We start from the raw sequence: 23358 nt of genomic DNA on the forward strand, positions 1-23358 counted from the left end.
GTCCGGCCCGCATCTGGCGCCTCAGGGAGTCCCCGGTGAGGGGGTGGCTGATCTGGGGGCTTCGGGCCGTCCTGATCCTGGATGTCGCATGGCTTGCCGCCGTGTACGGCAGGTACCTCCGCCTCAACCGTGCTGCGCAGTTCCGTCCCCGCCCCTCCACGGCGCAGGGCCTTGCCGGCACCTTCACCCCCTCGGTGTCGCTGCTCGTTGCGGCGCCCAGGGGAGTGGTGGGGCCGTGGCCGGGCCGACTGGAGTACCCGCAACTCGAGATAGTCGTTTCGGCGCCCGAGGGCGTGGAGGTCCGGGGGGCGCCGCCGGGGGCGGCCGTGGTCAGAGCCCGGTCCGCCAGCCGATCCTCGCTGCTGGTCGCGGCGTCCCAGGTGGCTACGGGCGAGATCCTTGTCGTCCTTCCGCCTTCGTTCGCGTGCGCCCGGGGATTCGTGAAGCGGCTGGTGGCGCCGTTTGTCGATCCCTGGGTGGGAGCTACCGTGGCGAGGACGGCGGCGGGGCGCCGGGGAGGAGGGCTTCTGTCGGCCGCCGATGACGTCGACCGGCTGGCGCTGGCTGCGGCACAGGTTGGAGGCCACGTCATCGGCGGTCCCGTCGTAGCCGACTTCGAGCCGTTCGCGGTCAGATCGCGTCTGATACCCGAGGTCGGGGGATGGGATCTGGCGCAGGACGTCCCAGGACTGGACCTCGTTCTGCGCGTGTACGCGCGGGGGTTCCTGGTCGCGTATGTCGAGCAGGCCGTGGCCCTGGCCTCCCCGGCCACCTGGCACGCCCTTTCAACTCGGACCCGGGCGCGGGTTGCCGGGCGGCGGCGGGCGTGGCGTGTGCTGCGCAAGCCTCTGCGCAAGGGCAAGGTCCTCGAGGGTCCGGAGAAGACGGACATCCGCTGGCTCACCCGCGGAGCGACGGCGCCCTTTTGGTTGCTGGCGGGGTGGATCGGGACGGGGGTGCTGAGGCTGGCCGACACCTCGTGGGCTCCCGAGGCGCTGTCCGGGCTGCTCTTGCTGATGACGCTGGCGACGCCGGTCCTGCTCGTGCCATTCGTGGCGTACACGACCGGCTCCCTGCAGTGGGGGCGCTGGCGCATGCTCGCTTTGACCCCGTGGCTGCCCTTCCTCGCGCTGGGTGCGATGTGGACCGGCTCCGGGGCGTCGCTGTCGCTGTTGCTGCCGGCAGGCGGCAGGAGACGCGCGTCCAGGGCGCGGCCGGAGGCCGTCGTGCGCGTGGATCGTCCCGCGCAGGCCGCTGCGGTCAAGCAGCCGGCTCCCGTGGCCGCTGCCACTGCTGCCACTGCTGCCGGCGCTGCCGCCGTCGCCGAGCCGCCCGCGCCCCCGCGGGTCCGTCCCAGGCCGCCGGTGGCGCCCACAGCCGAGCCGGAAGAGCCGGAGACCGACATCGAGACGCAAGTGCCCGGGCCCTCGAAGCGACTCAGCCCCGAGCCGGAGGAGCTGGAGCCCGAGGAGGTCGAGGAACTGGAGGATCTCGGTCCCGCCGAAGAGCCGGACATCGAAGAGCCGGACATCGAGGAGGTCGAGGAACTGGAGGATCTCGGTCCCGAGATAGAAGAGCCGGACACAGAAGAGATCGAAGAGATCGAGGAGCCCAAGCGCCTGGAGCCGATTGCGATCAAAGCCCCGGACATCGAAGAGCCGGAGGAGCTCGAGCCGGTTCCGGCCGAGGACCTGGATGTCGACGGGGGCGAGGTGATTTCCGAGCCCGCTGAGGAGATGGTCGCTGCCGGTTCCGGGGTACCCGAGGTCACGGAACCAGCGACGTGGGCGCCCGTCACCGAAGAGGAAGACCAGGACGAGGAGTTCGATCCTGCCGATGTCACTGCGGGTTCCCCCCGCTGGGCCGCGCGCGACGATCCGGACGACCTGGAGTCGCTCGGGGAAGTGGAAGCTGCCGCACCTGGAGCTGTTGGCCCGGCCGGTGGATTGCCTCCTGTGGCGGAAGACGCGCAGGCGACGGACGAGCAGGACACGGACGAGGAGGGAGGCCAGCCGGAGTGGCTCGCTGATCTACAGGACGTGGAGTGGGTCCAGGAGTGGCCCGACGAAGACAGAGGCGAGGAGGACGCTGCAGATGTGCAGGTAACGGAGGCCGCGGCCGGTCCCGCAGCGGAAGCGGCGTCCGCCCTTCCAGACGACTCGCCCTCCGAGGTGTGGTGGACCGCGCCGGAGCAAGCCCAGGCTGACGACGTGGTGACGCAGCCCCCGGCCGTGGTCGAGGACCTTGCCGGGGAGGACCCGGAGCCGGGGGCCGAGGATGCGAGCGACTGGTGGACCCGGCCGCTGCCCGCTTGGGACTCCGAGCCTGCCGACGATCTCGAGGAGCCCCGGGAGACCGGCGACGAGCAGCGGGAACGGCAGGACACCGACCAGGACGAGTCGGCAGTGCACGAGCGGGAGGATCCAGACCCCTTCTGGGCATCCGACGAGTCGGAGGGGACACGGCCCGCGGGAGAAGGGCCCGGACATGGGCCCGAGAAAGAGGTCCCTGTTGCTGCGTCCGCGCCGGCGGGGACGGAGACCGGGGAGGGGGAAGCTGAGGTCGAAGTCGAAGACGCGGTCGCCAGCGAAGACGAGGTCGACGGCGAAGACGAGGTTCCGGATGAAGTTTCAGAGGCTGAGGCTCAGCCCCCGGTCTCCAAAAAGCGCAGGTTCGGGTGGTTCGGCCGCGGGCGCCGGCGAGACCGACAGCAGCCGGCCGCGACCGAAGTCCCGTCCGCCCCGGAAGACATCGCGGTGGTTGTGGATGAAGACGTCCCGATGGCCCCCGATGAAGACGCGGCGCGGCCGGCGGCCTCCGCGGAGGAGCCCTTTGAGGATGGGCCCCCACTGCTGGACGACTCCGAGTGGGAATTCCTGTCCGAAGAAGACGACGTTTTCGCCGAGGACCCAGGCCTCCCTGCTGAGGCTGAGGACGACGAGCCGCAGGACGACGAGCCGCAGGAGGATGAGGAGCTGGAGAGCGCGGAACCTTCCGAGCCGGACGGCGGGGAGCGCGAGAAAGCGGAGCGGTCCCGGGAGCGGCAGGAACCTTCGGGTCGGTCCGACGAGCGCAGTCCCGCGGAGCCGACCGGGCGGAAAAAAGAGCGTCGGGGTAGGCGCGGCGCGGCCCTGGACTTCGACCGGATATGGGAGCGCCGGTGAACGGGTTCTGGGTCATCGCCGCCATCTACGCCGGCCTCTGGATGTTGCTGCTGGCGCCCGGGGCCTTTCTCATCTTTTCGCGCGAGCGCGCCGTCCCGTTGCCGGAGTCCGATCCGTTGGACGAACGGTGGGTGCGGACGTTGCGCCGGCAGCTGCTGTCGGCCGCCCCCGAAAGCGCGATACCCGCAGCCGACCTCCGGCTGCGCGAGCGGCCGAGAAAGCCACGGGGCGCTGGAGAGGAGTCCGTCAAGAAGGCTCTGCGCCTCAAGGGCCGGTGCACCGTCCAGGCGCGGTCGGCGGTGGGCGAGGCATTGGTGGTCGAGGGGCCGCTTCGATGCGAGGCGGGATCCGTGCTGCTCGCGCCGGTGTGGGTGAGGGGCGACGCGGTCCTGGATGAGGAAGTGGTCGCATCCTCCATGATCGTGGACGGCTCGCTCAGCCTCGGCAAGGGAACCCGCATCGAAGGGCGCGTAGCCGCGGGTGGTGCCGTCCGGCTGGCGGAGGGAGCCCAAGTGACGGGTCCGGTCTTCTCGAAGCTGGAGGTGGAGCTGAGCGAGGGATCCCGAGTTGCGGCGGCGCTGGCGCCCGTCGTGTCCGGTGCCCCGGCCCCCGACGCCCCGGAGGTCCTCCCGCCTTCGGAGGCTTCTCCCCTGGAGCGCCCGCACTGGACGCCTGAACTGGACCGCGCCCTCGAGGAGTCGTGGTCGGCCGACCAGCGGCTGGCACAGATCATCGACTCGGTCCGCGAGGCGACGGGTGTGCTGCTGCGTGGTGTCCACGTTCTGGAGAGGGCTCGCGAGCTCGGCCTGTTTGCCCGGGGCATCCCGCGCCGCCCCGCCGTGCTGGCGCGCCGCCCCGCCTGGGTCCTGGAGCCCGAGACGATCCGGGTTGGCGCCGACCTGCGCGTTCCTCCGGGGGTCGTGGTGAGCTACACGCTGGCGCTGGAGGGTTCCCTGGAGGTCTTCCAGGATGCGGTGCTCGAAGCTCCGGTGAGGTCCGGACGAGGCATCCTGCTGCATGCCCGCAGCGCCGTTTACGGCCAGGCCGTCTCGGATGGGCTGATCGTGCTCGAGGAAGGCACAGCGGTCCTCGGCCCCCTGGACTCCAGTACCCACATCCTGTTGTTCTGCGGAGCCCGTGCGGGCGTTCCGGGGTTCGGCGGGGCCAATGCCCGGGGTGCCATCGGGCTGGAGCCGGGGGCCCGGATCATGGGCGGTGCGGTGGGGGGCCTGGGGGTCCGTGGCGAACCGGCCCGGCCCGAGGCGGAGCGGCGCAAGACGGTGGATGCGTTGCCGGGGACCGAGGAATTGGCGGCAATGGCCAGGGGCAAGCGCAGGCGGCGGATGAGGGGCGCGCTGAGACGGAGGAAGAAGCCGTCCAGGCCCCCGATGGTCCCCGCGCAGCAAGCTCCCGCTCCTGAGGATCGGGAGAAGCCGGCTTCGCCCCGGGCCGGTGAGCCCTCGGCCGTGCGGCTCCGGGGGGTAGCTCGGGAGGCCGGCGCCTCCCCAGAGCCCGATCGGAAGGCCGGTGCCTTCGACAAAGGGCGCAGGCGAGAAGGGGATGCTCCCGGAAAGCCCCGGCGGCCGGTCGACGCACCCACGAAGACGAAGACGAAGTCGGACGGCGACTTGCGCGTGAAGCCCAAGCCCGAGGCCGGCGCGCGCGTGAAGTCGAAGTCCGGGGCCAGCGCACGCGTGAAGCCCAAGCCCGAGGCCGGCGCGCGTGTGAAGGCGAAGTCCGAGGAGAGCGCACGCGTGAAGCCCAAGCCCGAGGCCGGCGCGCGTGTGAAGGCGAAGTCCGGGGCCGGGGGGCGCGTGACGAAGTCCGGGGCAGCCGAGCGGTCCAGCCGGCAGAAGTCGGGAGCCAAGGAGCAGCCCCCGCCCCGCGGGGCCTCGGCGGCCGGGAAGAAGGCCACGGTCGGGCAGGACCGCGAGTCGCCCCCCTCCACGAGCGGGGGCGTACGCAAGCGAAGCACGCGCAAGCCCTGACGCGGCCTGTCGGACGCCTCCGCCGCGGGCCCGAGGCGAAGAGCGGTTCGGAATTTTGGCCGACAGGTCGTGGGGCCTCCCCCGTTTATTCCAGTGAAGGGGTGCACTGATGCACCTGAGGGGACACTGGGGAGCTGAGGATGTCAGGGCGCAGAAGCGGCAGGCTCGAGGTCAGACTGGGTCAGTCGGGTACGCCGACCGTGGCTCCCGTGCCGAAGTCGCGCATCAAGATGATGGCGACCGTTCTCGGCGTGACACTGGCGATCGCCCCGGGTCCCTGGGCTTTCAAGCGCTTTGAGGCTCCCCGCGCGAACAACGAGACCAAGCCGGCCGGAACCCACGAGCAGATTTCGATTCTTCCAGGACTCGCCCTGGCCTCACGCAACGGGCAGCCACAGCCTGCGGCATACGTGAACGGCGACAAGGTGGAGCTGGACCTCGGAGAGCTTCGTGGCGGCTCCTCTTCCACCTACTCCGACCTTCTGCGCGTGCGCAACGACGGTCAATCTCCGGTCCTGCTGTACGTCGACCCGTCCTCGATCTCCCAGGCACCGATGCACGCTTCGGTTTCGGGTGAAGAAGCACCGGGAGCCTTTTGGGTGAAGCCTCAGGAATCCAAGCCAGTGGACCTGTCTCTCGTCGCGGATCTGGCGGCGCAGCCGGGCGATCTCGCCGGAGACCTCGCAATCCGGTCCGCGTCCGGAATGACCGCGGAGAAGGTTCCGGCGCGCATGTCCGTTGCCGCTCCCACTCGCGAGTCGGTTCTGTCGGCCCTGCTGGGCGCGGAGAAAAACCCGGAGTCGGGGCTGGGCAAGCTGGGCGAGGTCGCAGCCGGACTGGAAGCTCCCGACTTCGTGGTCGAGGGCGTCTGGGACGGGGGGGCCTACCCCAGCGACATCACCTTCACGTGGCGCCCGCTCGGCCCCCTGACCAACGTGCGCGGAACTCTCGACGATGGGCCGGTCGGACAGACCGCGATGGTGACCGACGAGGGCCAGCACGTCCTTCGGCTTCAGGGCCTGATCCTGGGGGCGGTGCCGTTCACCCGCGAGATTTCCTTCAGCCTCGACAAGAACGCTCCGGTGGCGTTGCAGCTGTCTCCGCCGGTCATGCTCGGCAAGCCCGCCACGTTCACGGCGAGCGTCAACGACCTCAGCACCGTCGCCGGCGTGGAGTTCGTGGTGCTCGAGAAGGTCAAGCCGGCCAGAAAGAAGCAGCCGTCGAAGGTCTCACCCGTCCGACAGGCGGTCTCGGAAGAGGCTGCGAAGGCACCGGAGGCCGAGACTCCCGAAGGCGCTCCGAAGGTGCGTGCCAGGCAGTCTCTCAGTGAGGCGAGGGCCGAACTGGCCGGGGCGGCTCCCGTGGAGGCGCCCAGGCGACAGTCCTCGAAGCCGCAGTCTGCGCCGGAGCCGGTCCGGCTGGCCGCCACACAGGACTCCAACTCCGGGTTGTGGGTGGCCACGACGGAGCTCAAGCCCGGCAAGTACCTGGTCCACGTCGAGGCGATCGATTCCCTGGGCCACAAGGTCGTCGGCGAGCCTCAGCTGATCCAGGTCGTCGGGACTCCGGAGGAGATCCCCGACGACATGCCGGAGGTTCCGCAGGCGTAGCATCTTCCGCGTGGACCGCGAATCCGCGCTCGCGCTCGTCAGGCAGAAGACGGAGAAGGGCATCACGTTCCGCCACCTCGTCTCCGTCGAGGGGATCATGCGCCGGCTCGGCCGCCACTTCGGTGAGGACGAGCACCTGTGGGCGCTGGCCGGCCTGTTCCACGACCTCGACCAGGACCAGACGCACCACGACCTGCAGCGCCACGGGCACCTCACGGCTGAGTGGCTGCTCGACACCGGTGTGGACGAGGCCGTGAGCCGTGCTGCTCTGGCCCACGCCCACCCCGAGTACCGGACCGACCTGCTCACCCGGGCGATCGTGCACGCCGACGCGCTGTCCGGACTTCTCGTGGCGTGCGCGCTGGTCCGGCCGGAGAAGGCCCGGGGGATGAAGGTCTCCTCGGTCAAGAAGAAGCTGAAGGATCGTGCTTTCGCTCCCGGAGTCGCGCGCGACGACATCACCGCGTCGGAGGAGTCGATCGGTCTCAGCGTCGACGAACTGATCCGATTGGGCATCGAGGGGCTGCAGGAGGTGGCGGCGGAGACGGGGCTGCAGGGCCCGCCGCCGTAGAGGCTCAGCGCTTGCGGCGGCTCCGCATTACCTCCAGGACCGCAGGCACCAGCGACGCGGCGACGATGACCGCGATCACCGGCAGCAGGTACTTGTCCACATCGGGCACGATCTCGCCCAGGACGTAGCCGGCTGTCGTCACGCCGACGGCCCAGATGAAGCCCCCGATGACGTTGAACCGGATGAACTTGGAGTACTCCATGCGGCCGACCCCGGCCAGGATCGGGGCGAAGGTCCGGACGATGGGCACGAATCGCGCCAGGATGATCGTCTTCGGCCCGTGTCGGTCGTAGAAGTCCTGCGTTCGGCGGACGTGGCTCTGTTTGAACAGGCGCGCATCCGGTTTCGAGAACAGCCGCGGACCGACGCGCCGTCCGAACGCGTAGCCGAAGGAGTCGCCGGCCACCGCGCACACGAACAGAAGCGGGAGCAGCACCGGGAGGGACAACGTGCCCTGGGACGCCAGCAGTCCCGCAGTGAAAAGCAGGCTGTCTCCGGGCAAAAAGAACCCCAGGAACACTCCGGACTCGGCGAACACGATCAGGCCCAGGCCCACGTAGCCGAAGGTCTCGACCATCTTCGGGATGTCGATGAAATCGAGCACCCTACTTGTCGCCCGGCTTCTTTTTCTTTTTGGGCGCCGCGCGTTTCGTCGCAGGTCTCTTGCGCGTGACGGGGCCCCGCTCGCGCCTCGCCTGAAGCAGCTCGGCGGCCCGCTCGATCGTCACCGTCTCCACGTTGTCGTCGCGCTGAAGTGAGGCGTTGGTCTCTCCGTCGGTCACGTACGGGCCGAACCTGCCCTCCTTGACGACTACAGGCTTGCCCGAAAGCGGGTCCGGCCCGAGCTCCTTCAGCGGAGGACGGGGCTGCCCCCGTCCGCGTCGCTCCTTCGGCTGTGCGAACAGAGCCAGCGCCTCGTCCAGGGTCACGGACAGCAGCCGTTCTTCGTCGTCGAGGCTGCGGCTGTCGGTGCCCTTTTTCAGGTAGGGGCCGTGGCGTCCGTTCAGCGCGACGATCTGCTCGCCGTCGGAGGGGTCGGAGCCGAGCACTCTGGGGATCTGCAGGAGGCGAAGCGCCTGCTCCAACGAGAACGACTCAGGGTCCATCGTCTTGAACAGCGATGAGGTCCGTGGCTTCTCCGCCCCTTCAGCCTCCCCCAGCTGCACGTACGGGCCGAACCGTCCGGTCCGCAGGTACACGGGCAGGGTGGTGTCCGGGTCGGTCCCGAGCAGGGTGTCGCCCTTCGGCGCCTCCATGAGCTCGATGGCCTTGGACACGCCCAGTTCGTCCGGCGCAAGGTCGTCCGGCAGCCGCGCCGTGTCGTCGCCCCGCTGGACGTAGGGGCCCCACCGTCCGACGCGCACGACGACCGGCGTCCCGGCTTCGTCTTCGCCGAGGCGAATCGAGTTCACCTCGCGGGCGTCGATATCGCCGAGCCGTTCTGTGACCAAAGTCTTGAGCCCCGGCTGCCCGTTTCCGAAGTAGAACCTGTTGAGCCACGGCGTCGCCTGCTCCGTTCCGGACGCGATCTCGTCCAGCGCGTCTTCCATCCTCGCCGTGAACGCGTAGTCCACGAGGTCGCCGAAGTGGCGTTCCAGAAGGGTGATGACGGCGAAGGCGGTCCAGGATGGGACCAGCGCCTGGCCCTTCTTCCAGACGTACCCGCGGTCCTGGATGGTCCCGATCATGGAGGCGTAAGTGGAAGGCCGCCCCACGCCGAGTTCCTCAACCGCCCGGACCAGCGCCGGCTCGGTGTACCGCGGCGGAGGCTGCGTGGTGTGGCCCGAGGCCGAGACGCCGGAGCAGTCAAGCGCCATCCCCTGCTCGAGGGGCGGCAGCCGCACCTGACGGTCCTCCAGTTCCGCCTGCGGGTCGTCGGACCCCTGCACGTACGCCCTCAGGAACCCAGGAAACGTGATGGTGCGGCCGGATGCCGCGAACTCGGCCTCCTCGCCGGCCTCCGGCACCGCCGCGATCCGGACGTGCACGCTCGAGCCGACGGCGTCGGACATCTGCGAGGCGAGGGTCCGCTTCCAGATCAGCTCGTAAAGCCGGGCCTCGTCCGGTGCGACCAGTGACGCGACCTGTTCCGGGGTCCTGAACTCGTCGCCTCCCGGCCGGATGGCCTCGTGTGCCTCCTGTGCGTTTTTGGTCTTGCGCGCGTATGTCCGGGGCTTGTCCGGCACGTATTCCGGGCCGTACATCTGCGCCGCCTGCGCGCGCGCGGCCTGGACGGCCGTCTCCGACAACTCGGTGCTGTCGGTACGCATGTAGGTGATGTAGCCGTTTTCGTACAGACGTTGGGCGACCTGCATCGTCTGGCGGGAGCCGAACCGCAGCTTCCGGCCCGCCTCCTGCTGCAGGGTCGACGTCATGAAGGGCGCGTGCGGCGACTGCCTGTACGGCTTCTGGTCGACGCGCCGGACCTCGAACGACGCCGCCGACAGGCGCTCAGCCAGGGCCCTCGCCTGCTCCTCGTCGAGCCGGACGACGTCGTCCCGGAGGAGCTCGCCGGTCTCGCTGAAGTCCTTGCCGCCGGCAAGCCGCACGCCGCCGACCGCCGCCAGGCGCCCGGAAAACGAGCCCCCGGGAGCTTCGAACTCTGCTTCGAGGTCCCACCAGGAGGCCGGACGAAACCGCATCCGAGCCCATTCACGCTCCACGACGATCCTCGTGAACACGCTCTGGACCCTCCCCGCGGACAGGCCCGGCATGATCTTCTTCCACAGGACCGGGGACACCTCGTATCCGTAGAGCCGGTCGAGGATGCGGCGCGTCTCCTGTGCGTCGACCAGCCTGCGATCGAGCTCGCGCGACTCGCGGACCGCCTTGTTGATGGCGCTGCGGCTGATCTCGTGGAAGACCATGCGGCGGACCGGGACCTTCGGCTTCAGCACCTCCATCAGGTGCCAGGCGATCGACTCGCCTTCGCGGTCCTCGTCGGTGGCGAGGTAGACCTCGCTCGCACTCTTGAGCGCCTGCTTCAGCTTCGTGACCTGCTGCTTCTTCTCGCTGGGCACAACGTAGATCGGCTTGAACCCGTGCTCGACGTCCACGCCGAGCGAGGCCCACGCCAGACCCTTGTATTGCGCGGGGATCTCGGCCGCGTTGCGCGGCAGGTCGCGGATGTTGCCTATGGAAGCCTCGACCACAAAGTCCTTGCCGAGGAAGCCGGCGATGGTGCGGGCCTTCGCCGGCGACTCCACTATCACCAGGGGCTTCGCCACGGGGGAAGGATGGGGCTGGTCTCAGGTGGTGTCAAGCGAAGGGGTCCGGGGGAGTGCCTCGTCTGTACGCTGTCCCGGATGATCCGCCCTGCCGCTCAGCAGCCGCCGGTGACGCGATGAAGCCGCAGGAGCCGGCGCCCCCGCGGGGACCCGCCTCGCCTCAGGAACCGCCCGCGGCGAGCCCGCCCGGGCGCACCCCCCGGGGAGCACGGAGTCCCTACCGCTCGGTTTTGAAGCTGCAGAACTTCCGGCGGCTGTGGCTGGGGATGACCATCTCGAGCCTCGGCGACTGGATCGGATTCTTCGCGCTTCTGGCGATCACGAACCGACTGGCCCCCCGCAACAGCCTGGCCGTAGCCGGGCTGATGATGGCGCGCATGCTGCCGGCGTTCGTGATCGGCCCCATCGCCGGAGTTGCTCTGGACCGGCTGGACAAGCGCAAGGCGATGATCGTCGCCGACCTGCTGCGAGCGGCCCTGATCGCATCCGTCCCGTTCCTGGACACCCTCCCGGGTCTGTATGCCGTCGCATTCCTCCTGGAGACTTGTGCACTGGTGTGGATGCCGGCCAAGGACGCCCTCGTGCCGAGCCTCGTGCCGGCTCGATGGCTGGTCGCGGCCAACTCGCTCGCGCTGTTCTCCACCTACGGCGTGTTTCCCCTCGGCGCCCTCGTCTTTACCGGCCTCGTCGGGACCGGACAGTTCCTCGGTGCCCACTTCGAGTCGCTGAGGGGCCTGGGGCTCAACCAGGAGAACCTCGCCCTGTGGATCGACACGGCCACGTTCCTGGTGTCGGTGCTCCTCGTCTCGCGGATCCAGTTCCCGGGCTTGGCGAAATCCAAGAGGCCCATCCGGCTTTCGGTCATCTGGGACGAGCTGACCGAGGGACTGCGCTACTTCAGGCAGCGCGGCGAGATCACGCGCATCGTCCGGGGCATCGGCTTTGCTCTGGTCGGCGGCGGCGTCATCTTCTCTCTGGGCGTTCCGTACACCACGGAGGTCCTGCACGGCGGCGCCAAGGGCTTCGGAGCGATGGTGGCCTTCCTCGGCACGGGCATGGGAGTGGGCGTGCTCCTTTTGGGACTCGTAGGCCACAGGTTGTCCAAGGCGTGGGTGTTCGCCTCGGGCATCATCTCGGGCGGTCTCGCGCTGTCCCTGTTGTCGGTCGTCGACCGGCTCGAGCTCGCCATCCCGGTGGCCTGCGCCCTCGGAGCCTGCGCGGGCGTGGCTTACGCCACCGGATTCGCGCTTCTTCAGGAAAAGGTCGCGGAGGAGGTCCGGGGCAGGACTTTCGCGTCGGTTCAGATCGTCATCAGGGTCTCTTTGTTCCTGTCGCTGACGTCGTTTCCGGCTCTGGCCGAGCTGTTCTCCACGCAGATGTCCAGCGAGGACGGGATCAGGCTGTCCATGGCCGTCGGCGGCCTGCTGTCGGTGGCGGCGGGGACCCTCATTGCCAGGGACGTGTTCAAGCGGCGCATCGAATCTTGAGCGTCTGGGACGCCTTCACAGGCCAGGACCACGCGCTTCGCCTGCTGCAACAGGACATTGCGTCGCAGCGGGTGGCTCACGCCTACCTGTTGACAGGCGCTGCCGGACGGGTTCCCGCGGCGGCCGCCGGCGCATTCGCGGCGGCCCTGGTCTGTCCGTCGGCGGGCTGTGGAGCCTGCGACGCGTGCCGCCGGGTGCAGGCGATGGCGCATCCCGACGTGGAGCTGGTGGAGCCGGCGGGGACACAGCTGCTGGTGGACCAGATCCGTGAAGCCGTCCGCGCCGCGTGGCGCCTGCCGGTCGCAGGACCGCGGCGCGTCATCGTGGTGGACGAGGCGGACAGGATGAACCCGAACGCCCAGAATGCCTTTCTCAAGGCGCTCGAGGAGCCGCCGCCGTCCACGTCCATCGTCCTTGTCGCGCCGAGCGCCGACGCTCTTCTGGACACGGTGCGCTCCAGGTGCAGGGAGGTCGTGTTCCGCAGTCCGTCGCCGGACGAGATCGCGCGGCAGCTTCAGAGAGAGGGGGTCGGCGAAGCCGACTCTTGTCGCTGGTCCAGGGTTGCCGGCCGGCTCGACCGCGCGCGGGAGCTGGCGTCGGATCCGGCGGCCCGGGCCCGGCGCCAGTCCCTGGTGCGCAGGGCCCTGCAGGCGGTGCGCGACCCCGGCGACTCCCTTGCCTCGGCAGAAGAGTTGGCCGCCGACATGAAGGCGCTGCGTGAAACCGTCGCCGAACGTCATACCGAAGTTGCGGCGGAACAGGCCCAGTGGCTGAGGGAGTCCAAGAAGGTCGTGGAGGACCGGCTCAAGCGTGAGCAGAGGCGAGCCGAGCAGGACGCGCTCGAGGCGGCTCTGGACGACCTGCAGTCGGTGGGCCGGGACCTGCTGGCCCTGGGGGCCGATCCCGACTCGCCCGTGCTGAACGACGACGTCCGTGACGTGCTGCTGGTCCGTGCGGAACAGGTCCGGGCCCATCCGGCGAGGGTGGTCGAGTGCCTCGGGGCCTTGGAGCGGGCCAGACGCAGGCTGCGTTCCAACGCCAACGTCCAGCTCACCCTGGAGCACGTGTTCCTGGCCGTCCACCGGGGGCTCACCTAAAGGCCAGTGGGTAGAATCGCACCCCACGCCGGAGTAGCTCAGGGGAAGAGCAGTCGATTCGTAATCGACAGGCCGCGGGTTCAAATCCCGCCTCCGGCTCACTTCACGAAGGCCGCTTCGTCAGGTATGGTCACTCCATGACCCCCCGCTTTAAACCGCTCGTACTGGTGTGCGTCCTGGCCCTGCTGGCCACCGGGTGCACGACCAGACGGCCCCAGACCGAGCCCCGAGAGAGCCCGGGCCGGTCCAGGATCACTCCGCCCCCGCGCGGCAAGAGAGCCGAGTCCGTAAAGCCGCCGACGACGCCCGCCCGCGACCTGCTGGGGCGTCCGGGCCTGGTCCTCGGCACCAACTCCGACACTTGGAGCTCGCTGGTGAAGTCGGCGCGCACCAAGGGCGTCGTGGTCCTTTTCTCGACCCCCAACGGACCCGGCAGCAAGGCGAAGCTGGAGCGCGGGGACGTCATCACGAGCATCGCCGACAAGCCTTCGACCAACTCCGAATTGGCTGTCGTGCAGCTGCGCGGGAAGATCGGGGAGTCAAAGAAGGTCCAGGTCACGAAGCCGGACAACCGCAAGCAGACGATCACGATCAAGCTCGAGAAGGCGCCCGACAAGTCGAACCTGACCGAGACCTACTACAACAAGCTGGTTCAGGAGTCGCCGAACGACGCCGTGCTGCTGTACCTGCGGGCACAGGACACGTCCAACAAGGCCAATTTCGACCAGCGCCTAGCCGACCTCGACAAGGCCATCAACGCGACACCGGCAGGTTTCGTGGAGGCGCTGAGCCTGCGCGCCGACGTCCTGTGGGCGCAGTCGCTCAAGAGGGACGTCAATGCAGACGAAAGGACGAAGCTCCGGCAGCGCGCCGGGGACGACTGGAACGTGGCGCTGCGGGAGGACCCGGACAACCTGCGTACCCTGACCTCCAGGTCGATGGCGCTGGCGAGGCTCAGGCGAAACGAGGAGGCCAAGCGCGACGCCGACCGGGCGATGAAGGTTGACCCGACGTCTCCGTACGCACACTACGTGTCTTCCGTGGCCGAGACCGCGGTGGGCCGGCCCGCGGAAGCAGCGGGTCTGGCCCGCAAGGCGATCGACCTGGCGCCGTACACGATCGCGTACTACGTGCTCCTGGCCCGCTTGTATGGGACCCGGCTCGCCCGCTGTCCGGACGCCCAGAAGACAGTCGATGCCATCCTGCCGCTCACGCCGAAGGGTCCGGACCAGGATCTGCTGAACAGAGCAGTCGCGTCCTGCAAGCCCGGCGGAGGACGCTCTCCCACACCGCGTCCCGAATAGCACCGTCCGTCGTCCCACAGGACGGCCGGCACGACATAGCCAGACCGGACAGCCATGAGCGACAACGATCAGCGAAAGCCCGGACTGTCGTGGCCCGATCACGACACCGGACCGACTCCTCCCCCTGAGTTCGGCGACCCGAGACGGCTGGGCACCCGCCGGCCGCTTCAGATGTGGGATCGGATCAAGCTGCTCGTGCTGTTCGGCGTGTCGTGGGTGGTGCTTGTCTGGGCCACGGTGGCGACGGACTCAGCCTCGCAGCCGCACCTGGTCGTGCCCCATGCGGTCCGCAGATACTCGTGGATCGTGCTGCTGGCGGCGCTTGAGGTAGTGCGCCAGATCCACTACCTGCTGAGCGAGCAGTCCGCTTCCTACCACCGGTTCTGGACGGAAACGGTGTTCGGTTCGCTCAACGAGCGCACGGCGCGCCTGAACCCTTGGGCCAGGTACAGGCTGGCCAGGGCTCTGAAGGTGCTGTTCGTGCTGATCGTGGCCGACCTGCTATTGGCCAGGATCGCGAACCGGACTCCCGCGGAGATGGTCTTCCGGGCGCCGGGGGACGCTTTCGCGGCCCTGCCTCAGCTGTTCCAGATCCTGTCCTACATCGTTCTGGTGGTGCTCCAGTTCGGAGCCCTGTTCTGGTTTTTGTCGCGCGGCGGTGTCGACACCTACTTCCCGGAGGACATCAAGACCCGCTTCAGCGATGTCTGGGGTCAGGACATGGTCCTGGAGAAGGTTCAGGAGAACATCGTCCACCTCGAGGACCCGGAGGCGATCGAGGAAAAGGGCGGGTACGTCCCGGGGGGAGTCCTGCTCTGGGGGCCGCCAGGGACCGGCAAGACGCTGATGGCCGAAGCCGTCGCCGGTGAGACAGGCCGGCCCTTCGTCTTCGTGGACCCAGGCGCGTTCGTGAACATGTTCATGGGAGTCGGGATCCTGAAGGTGAAGTCGTTGTTCCGCAAGCTGAGAAAGCTGGCTCTGAGGTACGGCGGGGTGATCGTCTTCTTCGACGAAGCCGACTCCCTCGGCAATCGCGGGGCCATGGCGGCCGGCCAGTGGGGCGGCAAGATGCAACCGGCTTCGCCGGCGTGCAACGGCATGTCCTACCTGTCCCCCGACACGTGTGCGCTCGTCACGCGGGCCGCCTGGCAGCCGGCTCCTGCAGACGAAACCGGGCGCCGCGGATTCCTGGATCGGGTTGTGGTGGCAGGCATGGGTGGCGGGGGTGGCATGGGGACGCTGCAGGCGCTGCTGTCCGAGATATCCGGGCTCAAAAAGCCACGGGGTTTCTTCAATCGAGTCGTGCGGCGTGCGCTCGGGATGCGCCCGAAGCCACCGCCGAAGTACCGGATTCTGGTGATCATGGCCACGAACATGCCTCAGTCCCTGGACGAGGCTCTCCTGCGGCCGGGACGAATTGACCGCATCTACAAGGTCGGTTACCCGTCGCGGGAAGGGCGCATCCGCACCTACGAGGGGTACCTCTCGCGCGTGCGGCACAACCTCAGCCGCTCGGAGGTCGAGAAGCTGGCTACGATCACTCCCTACGCGACCGGCGCTTCGATCCGCGACCTGGTCAACGAGGCGCTCATCAGCTCCGTTCGCGAGGGGCGCGAGTGGATCACATGGCAGGACGTCATCCGGGCGCGACTGTTCAAGACACTGGGCCCTTCAGAGGACGTCGAATACATCGAACGCGACAGGCACGCCGTGGCCATCCATGAGGCTTGCCATGCGGTCGCGGCGTACCGGATCAGGCGGCATCTCGCCATCGACATTGCGACCATTGAGAAGGCCAGTGACTACCTCGGGATGGTGAGTTCGATCCCGCTGGAAGAGCAGTTCATCCACTGGAGAAGCGAATACGAATCGGACATCGGCGTGTCGCTTGCCGCCCTTGCCGGCGAGCGGATCTTCTACGACGGCGACAATTCGTCCGGTGTAACTTCGGACCTAAAGAATGCCACGACGGTCGGAATGTTCATGGAGGGCTACTGGGCCATGGGCGAGACCCTCGGCTCCCACCTGGCGGTCAAGACCCAGGGCGGGAACGCCCAGCAGGTCGTCGACGGTGCGTCCCGGAATCTGCTGGAGACGGACCTGGGGCGGCGAATAGAGCAGCGCCTGGAAGACGTCATGAAAAGCACCAGCGACCTGATCAGCAAGAACAGGCGGGAGGTGCTGGCAGTGGCGCACGCACTAGAAACCCACAAGACTCTCACTGGCGACGACGTGGAAGCGGTTATCGAGGGCCGAGTCGGGCCGCTGATCGACGGCAGGCCTTACGGCCGCGATGACTTTATGGCGGTTGCCGAGGCTTATCACGACCGCATCCTGACGGCGCAAAGACACGGGACCAAGGTGGACGTCACGCTCCCCGTGTTCGACGCCGACTCCCGATGGACCCTTCAACGTCCCGTGGCGACCGTCGCGGGCCACTCCGCCTGATTTTCGCGCGCTCATCAGCGGTGTTGACGCAACGGAGATCTATTCCGGCATACACTGTGGCGTCCGTTGTTCACCGATGTCAGGAGGAGCGCGTGGGGCGCCAAGTTACCGTCACTTTGGTGTGCGATGTCTGCAAGAAACAGGTGGACGAAAAAGGGTCGGTCTCCGGAGAGCTCGCGGCGTCCCGGCGCAGGTTTTCTCTCCATCTCCACCGCAATTGCCTGGACTCCCTGGTGGCCTCGGCTGATGCCGTGCCCCGCAAGCGCCGTCGCAGGGGACGTCCCAAGGGGTCTACGAACAAGAAGAAGACCTCCTAGCTACGCCCGCGGCTTTCCGCGGCGGCCCCCGATCTGGCAGCATCTCAGGCATCGTCGGCATCGCACGAGCGGAGGTCGGATGAGGGCCAGGATCGGCGCTGTCTGCGCCATCGCGTGTCTTGGGTGGGCAGCGGCTTCCCGTACGGCGCTGGCGCAGCAGGTGAAGCCGGAGGACCTCGAGCCTCGGATCAACTGGGTTTTCATCATGTCGCTGCTGATCCTGGCCGGATTCCTCGCGTTCCTGTTCTTCGCCTTTGTCTACTACCTGCTCGGCGTTCTTGTCAGAAACAGACGGTTCGCCACGCCCGCCGTCGTGGCCTCGCCGCTCCGAGCCTCGGCGGCGGCCCCGACGGTGCCCACCGCGCCGTCGCTGCAGCAGCAGGCACCGGCACAACCCGCGGCCCCGGCGTCGGTCCAGGCCGCGCCTTCTCCTGCGGGCCCAGCTCCGCCCGTGGCGGCACCGACCGCCGCGGCGCCCACACCGGCTCCCCCGCGACCGGCGTCGGCCCCGGCCGGAGGCGTGCCGAAGATCGATCCAAACCGGCTTCCCGATGGGATAGACGCCGTTGCCCGCGGCAGGCTGAAGAAGCTGGCCGTCCTGCAGGAGCGGGGCCAGGCCCCGCCCGCGGCGCTGATCGACGAGCTCAAGCCGATCCTCGAGCAGATGACCGGCAGCTCCATCGACACCACCGCTGCCACCGCGGCTCCCGCTCCCGCGGCCCCTGATCCCGCACCCGCGGCCCCCGCCCCGGCCCCCGCTGCGCCGGCGGCCGGACAGCCGGCTCCCGAGCAGCCGGCCCCCGTCCCGGTGTCCGAGCCTCCACCGGCTGAAGCGGTGGCGCCGGACGTCACCGCCGACGCCGGTTCACCGCAACAGCAGGTGGCTGCACCGGCCCAGGATGCGCAACCGGCCCCGCCGGCCGCCGACACCGGCGATCTCCCGCGGGTGGACCCGAACAACCTGCCATCCGGCATCGACGCCGTGATGAAGGGGCGCCTGAAGAAGCTCGCGATCCTCCAGGAGCGGGGAAAGGCACCCCCCGCCGACCTGGTCGAGCAGCTCCGTCCGATCCTCGACCAGATGAAAGGTTCCTGACAACTGGACTGGAGGGCGCTGGAGGAGTCCGCCTCCGTCTTTGCCGGATCGGGTCCGCTGCTCGACGGCGCCGCTCTGGCGCGGATGAGGGCCGTTCTTGTCGGTCACCTGGAAGAGGCCGTGTCCGAGGTCGCCGCGGAAGCGCAGCTCCCAACCGCTCCGGGGGCCGAGCTGCTCGTGGTCGACCGCCGCGGCTGGATATCGGGCAACGTGCGGACGCTGTCACGGGTGTTCTCGGACCTTCCGCTGCCCGTGGAGGGGGCCCAGGCGCGGGTGGTGGCGTGGGAGGGCGGCGCCTTCCTCGGCCTGCTGGCCAGGGCCGTGCTGGCCCAGTACGACCCGTTCCGGGACCAGCTCATCGTGGTCTACCCGAACCTGGGAGAGGTGGCCGATGGAGACGGTCTGCGGTGGCTGCTCTTCCACGAGGTCACGCACCTCGCGCAGTTCAGAGGAGCGCCCTGGATGAGCGAATACGTTGTGGAAACCGGAAACAAGGTTCTGGGGTCGCAGGACCAGGAGTGGCTCAAGCAGGTTCCCCGGGAGCTCGCGGCGAGGCTTCCGGATCTGGCCAGATGGGTGCGGGACGCGATGCAGGGAACGCTTCCCGAGGACGCCGGCACCCCGCTGCTCGACCTCCTTCCTCCGGAGCAGAAGCGGCACATCGCGAAGCTCAATGCCCTCCTGACGGTGCTGGAGGGCCACGCCACCCATGTAACGGACATGATTTCGTCGCGACTGATCCCCGACTACGAGCAGATGCAGGCTCGCATCAAGCAGCGGCGACAGAGGCCGCCGCTCCTAAAGCTGCTCGAGGCGCTGGCGGGTCTGGAGATGAAGCGCAGGCAGTACACACTCGGACGCTCCTTCTGCGCGGACGTGTGGGAGGCAGGGGGCCCGCAGGCGCTGGCTCCCGTGTGGGCGTCGCCTGATGCGATTCCCACGCCGGAGGAGCTCAGGGAGCCGGCGAAGTGGCTGACCCGGGTCTCTTAGGGTCTCGTCATCAGGGGCCGGTGGGGATCCGGGACTGCAGCGTCGCCTTCTGCTCATACAGCCTGTCGTCCGCCCTGCGAACCAGAGTGTCGGCGTCGCGCCCGTCTTCCGGAAAGCAGCTGACTCCCGCGGAGAACCCCAGTGACAGTCCCTGCTGGTCGTACCGGTCGAGGAACCCGCTCAACTCCTCGAAGATCCGCTTTAACAGCACCTCGGCCTGGCGCGAGGTTGTCTGTGGGAGCAGGAGCAGGAACTCGTCGCCGCCCCAGCGGCAGGCCAGGTCGGCGCCGCGGATCGCGTCGCCCAGCACCTTCGCCAGCTCCTGGAGGAACTCGTCGCCGGCCTGATGTCCGTAGGTGTCGTTGAACCACTTGAAGTGGTTGAGGTCCAGCATCACCAGGCAGAAGCCCATCGCGGGGTAGCGATTGCCCTCTGCGATCGTGCGACCCAGGCTGCGGTTAAACGAGCGTCTGTTGAAAAGGCCGGTGAGGGGGTCGACCGACGCCTCCTGACGGGCGACGTCCAGCTCGACGACCAGGTCCAGGAGCGAAAGCGCCCGTCCGACGCTCGCGGAGGTGTCCTGCGGGCTTTCATCGTCCCGATCCGGCTCCATCAGCAAGGCTCCCGAGCAGTGTGGGAGCCGGAAACGGTGGACGTTGGGCGGGGGGTCGTCCCCGATCTCCCTCAACCATCTGCGCAGGTGGTGCAACTCCTGCGGTGAGAGCGGCGCCGGAGCCAGGTGGTGCAGGCGTCCCGGGAGGGGGTCGTTGTCCAGGGACAGGGCGACCAGCCTCAGTCCCAGCGCCGCCTGCAGGTGCCGGAGCACAGCGGCGGCCGCCGGCGCCGGTTTGCGCTGCCCGGCCACCTGCTCAACCAGCCATGCGAGCTGGCTCGGATCTTCAGGCGGTTCTGCGCGGGCGGCGAAACGGGAGGAGCCTCCGGAGGCGCTCGTGAGGCTCTCAAGCGCCGGGCGTTGGACGTGGTGCCCCGCTTCTGCGTCGAATGGGCAGGAAGGGCTGCGCACGCGTCATCTTAGCCGCGCCGAAGGGGTGGTTTGGCCCGGCATGCGGCGTCGCCGATTCATACTTGGCTGATGCAGCTGACCGCGCGGGTGGCCGGACAGATGTCGCGTGCCGGGTTGGAGGCTGAAGATGTCGTCGGGGTCGCCGTCTCAGGCGGCAGCGACTCGACCGCGCTGCTGATGCTGCTCGGACAGGCGCTCCCGCGCATGAGCCTCCATGTCCTGCACGTGGACCACCGACTTCGTGAGGACTCTTCACACGACGCGCAACGCGTACGAGAGCTTTGCGAGCATCTGGCACTGCCGTGTCACGTGCTGCAGGGGCGGCTGTCCGAGTCCAAGAGGATGTCGCCGCAGGAGAGGGCGAGGGAGCTGAGATACAGGCTGCTGGACCGGGCGGCGGCCCAGCTGGGTTGCTCGGCGGTGGCAACCGGTCACACCGCCGACGACCAGGCGGAGACGGTCCTGGCGAGGCTCCTGCGCGGGTGCGGCACAAAGGGCGCCGCCGGCATCCCCCGCCGCAGGGGGCTGTACGTCCGGCCCCTGCTCGACTGCACGCGCCACGAACTGCGCGAGTGGCTGTCGGGGCGAGGCGTGGGATGGGTCGACGACCCCACGAACGACGTCCTGCGCTACGAACGCACCTGGATCAGGCGCGAAGTCCTGCCGGCGATGGAGGCGCGGAGGCCGGGGGCGGCGAGGGCGCTTGCGCGCCACGCCGGTCTGGCGGCGCTGGACGAGGACTACATCCAGTCGGCGGCGGCAGCTGTCTACGCCGGTACGGCACGGTCGCCCGGCGGCCTGCTGCTGAGCAACGATCAGCTGGCCGGTCACCCTGCGGTGGCGTCCCGGGTGGTCCGGATGGCGCTGACCGCTTCAGGCGCGGACGCCGGCGGTGCGCGCGTGGACGAGGTCCTGTCGCTGCGGGACCGGCGAACGGGCGTCGTGCGCGCCGGCGCAGCCGATGTCTGGAGGGTGGGGTCGGGGCTGGCTTTCGTCCAGGCCGGCGCGGTCAGCCCGGTCCCGGCCGCCCTTCCCGACAACGGGCAGTCGGACGTCCCGGGCTGGGGGCTTCGCGTCCGGGTGGGCCGGGGCCCGCTCCCGGTGGAGGGGTGGGCGTGGACATGTAACCTCGACGATGTGCGCGGAGGGCTGACCCTGCGATCGAGGCGTCCGGGCGAGCGAGTGCCGACCCGGGCCGGAACCAGGAAGGTGCAGGATGTGCTCGTGGATGCGCGGATTCCCCGTGGCCTCCGCGATTCGGCGGCGGTACTGGCGGTAGGCGACAGTGCGGTGGCGGTCGTGGGATTGACCGCTCCCCCTCAGTCCGGGGACGTGGTGGTCCAGGCGAACCTGCTCGGCTCCCCGCTCGACGCCCCCGCGTGGCTGGCCAGTCCGGCGCCGGGGCCATGACGGCTCCCCGAAGCGGCCCGCCATCGTCCACTCACACCGGGCCGTCCGTGGCGTCCACCGTCGGCGAGGTTGTGCTGGACGCGGAGACCATCAGCTCCAAGGTCCGGGAGCTGGGACAGGCGATTACGCGTGACTATCGCGGCCGTGAGATCACGCTCATCGGCGTGTTGAAGGGCGCTTTCATGCTCATGGCAGACCTGTCGCGATGCATCGAGCTGCCGCTTCGCATCGACTTCATGGCGGTGTCCAGTTACGGGTCCGCCACCAAGACTTCGGGGGTGGTCCGGATCCTCAAGGACCTCGACCAGGAGATCGAGGGCTGTCACGTGATCGTCGTCGAGGACATCATCGACTCCGGGCTCACGCTCAACTACCTGCTGCGGTACCTGAGGGCCCGCCGGCCGGCCACGCTCGAGGTTTGCGCGTTGTTCTCCAAGCGCGGCCGCCAGCGCGTCGAGATCCCGGTCCGCTACGAAGGCTTTTCGATTCGGCCGGAGTTCGTTGTCGGCTATGGGCTTGACTACCGGGAGAACTACCGGAACCTGTCGTACGTCGCTTTGCTCGACCCGGATCCCGAACCCCCCGCACGTCCACGCTGAACGCCCGGTTCAGCGGGGGTATCGTTGTTGAACCCCATGCGCAGACGACCCGGCAAGAACGCCATCCTGTACGTCCTCGTGCTTCTCGGCGGGCTGTGGCTCGCGGCGTCATTTCTGCAACGGCCCGCAACGGGCCGCGACATCACCCTCGGCGAGTTCCGAAAGGCCGTCGCTGAGGAGAAGGTCTCCAGGGCCACCATCTTCGAGCGCGATCAGCGCGTCGAAGGGCGCTTCAAGGACGGAGATCGCTTCCGCACGGTGGTGCTTGCCGAGCAGACCGATGAGATCGGTGAGCAGTTGGCTGAGGCCGGCATCCGCCACGACGTGGTGACGCAGCGGCCGTCCCCGCTGCTTTCGATCCTCGGCGGGATCCTGCCCATCCTGCTGATCTTCGGGATCATGTTCTTCTGGCTGAACCACTCGCAGAGCGGCGGGTCGCGGGTGATGTCGTTCGGCAAGGCCAAGGCGCGGCTGGTCACCAAGGAGATGCCGCGCATCGGCTTCAGTGAGGTAGCCGGACTCGACGAGGCGGTCGAGGAGATCCGCGAGATAAAGGAGTACCTCGCCGATCCGTCCCGGTTCCAGGCGATGGGGGCCAAGATCCCGAAGGGCGTCCTGCTGTTCGGGCCCCCCGGAACGGGCAAGACTCTGCTCGCCAGGGCCGTCGCCGGGGAGGCGGGCGTCCCGTTCTTTTCCATATCGGGATCTGACTTCGTAGAGATGTTCGTGGGCGTCGGAGCGTCGAGGGTCCGGGACCTGTTCGAGCAGGCGAAGGCGGCGGCGCCGGCCATTGTGTTCGTCGACGAGATCGATGCCGTCGGCCGTCACCGCGGCGCCGGACTCGGAGGGGGCCACGACGAGAGAGAGCAGACGCTCAACCAGCTGCTGGTCGAGATGGACGGCTTCGACTCGAGGACGGGGGTCGTGCTGATCGCCGCCACCAACCGCCCGGACATCCTGGACCCCGCATTGCTTCGTCCGGGCCGTTTCGACCGTCAGATCGTGGTTGACCGTCCGGACCTCACC

The 23358-nt window shown here is 68.7% G+C and carries 15 protein-coding genes, 1 tRNA gene and 2 pseudogenes; 15 read left to right on the plus strand and 3 right to left on the minus strand.

All coding sequences use genetic code 11. From position 1 onward, the window contains the following. Window positions 1–35 precede the first annotated feature (35 nt). The 4 genes from VNE62_07670 to VNE62_07685 all read left to right on the plus strand — a co-directional run bounded on the left by VNE62_07670 (window position 36) and on the right by VNE62_07685 (window position 7333). Window positions 36–3164: a hypothetical protein gene (locus VNE62_07670; protein HVE92163.1), complete on the plus strand. Its 3129-nt coding sequence runs from the start codon at window positions 36–38 to the stop codon at window positions 3162–3164. Beyond that, entirely contained in the window at window positions 3161–5152 is a 1992-nt protein-coding gene (locus VNE62_07675; protein ID HVE92164.1) for a hypothetical protein, read from the plus strand. The genes VNE62_07670 and VNE62_07675 overlap by 4 nt, the downstream gene beginning before the upstream one ends. A 140-nt stretch (window positions 5153–5292) precedes the next feature. Next, on the plus strand, window positions 5293–6762 hold the full coding sequence (locus VNE62_07680; GenBank protein ID HVE92165.1) for a hypothetical protein: 1470 nt from the start codon (window positions 5293–5295) through the stop codon (window positions 6760–6762). A 10-nt stretch (window positions 6763–6772) separates the two neighbouring features. Further along, a complete protein-coding gene (locus VNE62_07685; GenBank protein HVE92166.1) occupies window positions 6773–7333 on the plus strand; it encodes an HD domain-containing protein in 561 nt (186 codons plus the stop codon). A gap of 4 nt (window positions 7334–7337) precedes the next feature. On the opposite strand, the gene VNE62_07690 is transcribed toward VNE62_07685, so the two are convergent. Beyond that, window positions 7338–7937: a VTT domain-containing protein gene (locus VNE62_07690; GenBank protein ID HVE92167.1), complete on the minus strand. Its 600-nt coding sequence runs from the start codon at window positions 7935–7937 to the stop codon at window positions 7338–7340. A gap of 1 nt (window position 7938) precedes the next feature. Further along, window positions 7939–10560, minus strand: coding sequence for a type I DNA topoisomerase (gene topA / locus VNE62_07695; protein HVE92168.1), 2622 nt, complete (start codon window positions 10558–10560; stop codon window positions 7939–7941). 230 nt (window positions 10561–10790) lie between these two features. On the opposite strand from topA, the gene VNE62_07700 reads away from it, so the two are divergent. The 7 genes from VNE62_07700 to VNE62_07730 all read left to right on the plus strand — a co-directional run bounded on the left by VNE62_07700 (window position 10791) and on the right by VNE62_07730 (window position 19299). Continuing rightward, the gene (locus tag VNE62_07700) at window positions 10791–12047 is read left to right on the plus strand and encodes an MFS transporter (GenBank protein ID HVE92169.1); all 1257 of its coding nucleotides are present in this window, start codon (window positions 10791–10793) and stop codon (window positions 12045–12047) included. Continuing rightward, on the plus strand, window positions 12044–13144 hold the full coding sequence (locus tag VNE62_07705) for a hypothetical protein (protein ID HVE92170.1): 1101 nt from the start codon (window positions 12044–12046) through the stop codon (window positions 13142–13144). Before VNE62_07700 ends, VNE62_07705 begins: the two co-directional genes overlap by 4 nt. A gap of 27 nt (window positions 13145–13171) precedes the next feature. Next, a tRNA-Thr gene (locus VNE62_07710) sits at window positions 13172–13243 on the plus strand. A 38-nt stretch (window positions 13244–13281) separates the two neighbouring features. Further along, entirely contained in the window at window positions 13282–14448 is a 1167-nt protein-coding gene (locus VNE62_07715) for a hypothetical protein (GenBank protein ID HVE92171.1), read from the plus strand. Between the two features lie 54 nt (window positions 14449–14502). Next, on the plus strand, window positions 14503–16896 hold the full coding sequence (locus VNE62_07720; GenBank protein ID HVE92172.1) for an AAA family ATPase: 2394 nt from the start codon (window positions 14503–14505) through the stop codon (window positions 16894–16896). A gap of 396 nt (window positions 16897–17292) precedes the next feature. Next, entirely contained in the window at window positions 17293–18309 is a 1017-nt protein-coding gene (locus VNE62_07725; protein HVE92173.1) for a hypothetical protein, read from the plus strand. Between the two features lie 18 nt (window positions 18310–18327). Further along, window positions 18328–19299: a zinc-dependent metalloprotease gene (locus VNE62_07730; GenBank protein HVE92174.1), complete on the plus strand. Its 972-nt coding sequence runs from the start codon at window positions 18328–18330 to the stop codon at window positions 19297–19299. A gap of 10 nt (window positions 19300–19309) precedes the next feature. On the opposite strand, the gene VNE62_07735 is transcribed toward VNE62_07730, so the two are convergent. Further along, entirely contained in the window at window positions 19310–20323 is a 1014-nt protein-coding gene (locus tag VNE62_07735; GenBank protein ID HVE92175.1) for a GGDEF domain-containing protein, read from the minus strand. Between the two features lie 69 nt (window positions 20324–20392). Between VNE62_07735 and tilS the strand changes: the two genes are divergently transcribed. From tilS to VNE62_07755, 4 genes and pseudogenes are all read left to right on the plus strand, one after another. Further along, complete coding sequence (tilS, locus tag VNE62_07740) at window positions 20393–21733, plus strand: tRNA lysidine(34) synthetase TilS (protein HVE92176.1); 1341 nt, start codon at window positions 20393–20395, stop codon at window positions 21731–21733. A gap of 47 nt (window positions 21734–21780) precedes the next feature. Next, complete coding sequence (gene hpt, locus VNE62_07745) at window positions 21781–22332, plus strand: hypoxanthine phosphoribosyltransferase (protein HVE92177.1); 552 nt, start codon at window positions 21781–21783, stop codon at window positions 22330–22332. 36 nt (window positions 22333–22368) lie between these two features. After that, a pseudogene (locus VNE62_07750) lies at window positions 22369–22650 on the plus strand (ATP-dependent metallopeptidase FtsH/Yme1/Tma family protein). Between the two features lie 174 nt (window positions 22651–22824). Then, window positions 22825–23358: pseudogene (locus tag VNE62_07755) on the plus strand (AAA family ATPase).

It is taken from the genome of Actinomycetota bacterium (genome assembly GCA_035536535.1).
Lineage (GTDB): Bacteria > Actinomycetota > JAICYB01 > JAICYB01 > JAICYB01 > DATLNZ01.

What these genes read in the sequence shown, in the direction of transcription:
- VNE62_07720 (HVE92172.1), top strand. Translation starts at nt 14,503, where the DNA reads ATGAGCGACAACGATCAGCGAAAGCCCGGACTGTCGTGGCCCGATCAC.
- VNE62_07715 (HVE92171.1), top strand. Translation starts at nt 13,282, where the DNA reads ATGACCCCCCGCTTTAAACCGCTCGTACTGGTGTGCGTCCTGGCCCTG.
- tilS (HVE92176.1), top strand. Translation starts at nt 20,393, where the DNA reads ATGCAGCTGACCGCGCGGGTGGCCGGACAGATGTCGCGTGCCGGGTTG.
- VNE62_07680 (HVE92165.1), top strand. Translation starts at nt 5,293, where the DNA reads ATGTCAGGGCGCAGAAGCGGCAGGCTCGAGGTCAGACTGGGTCAGTCG.
- VNE62_07725 (HVE92173.1), top strand. Translation starts at nt 17,293, where the DNA reads ATGAGGGCCAGGATCGGCGCTGTCTGCGCCATCGCGTGTCTTGGGTGG.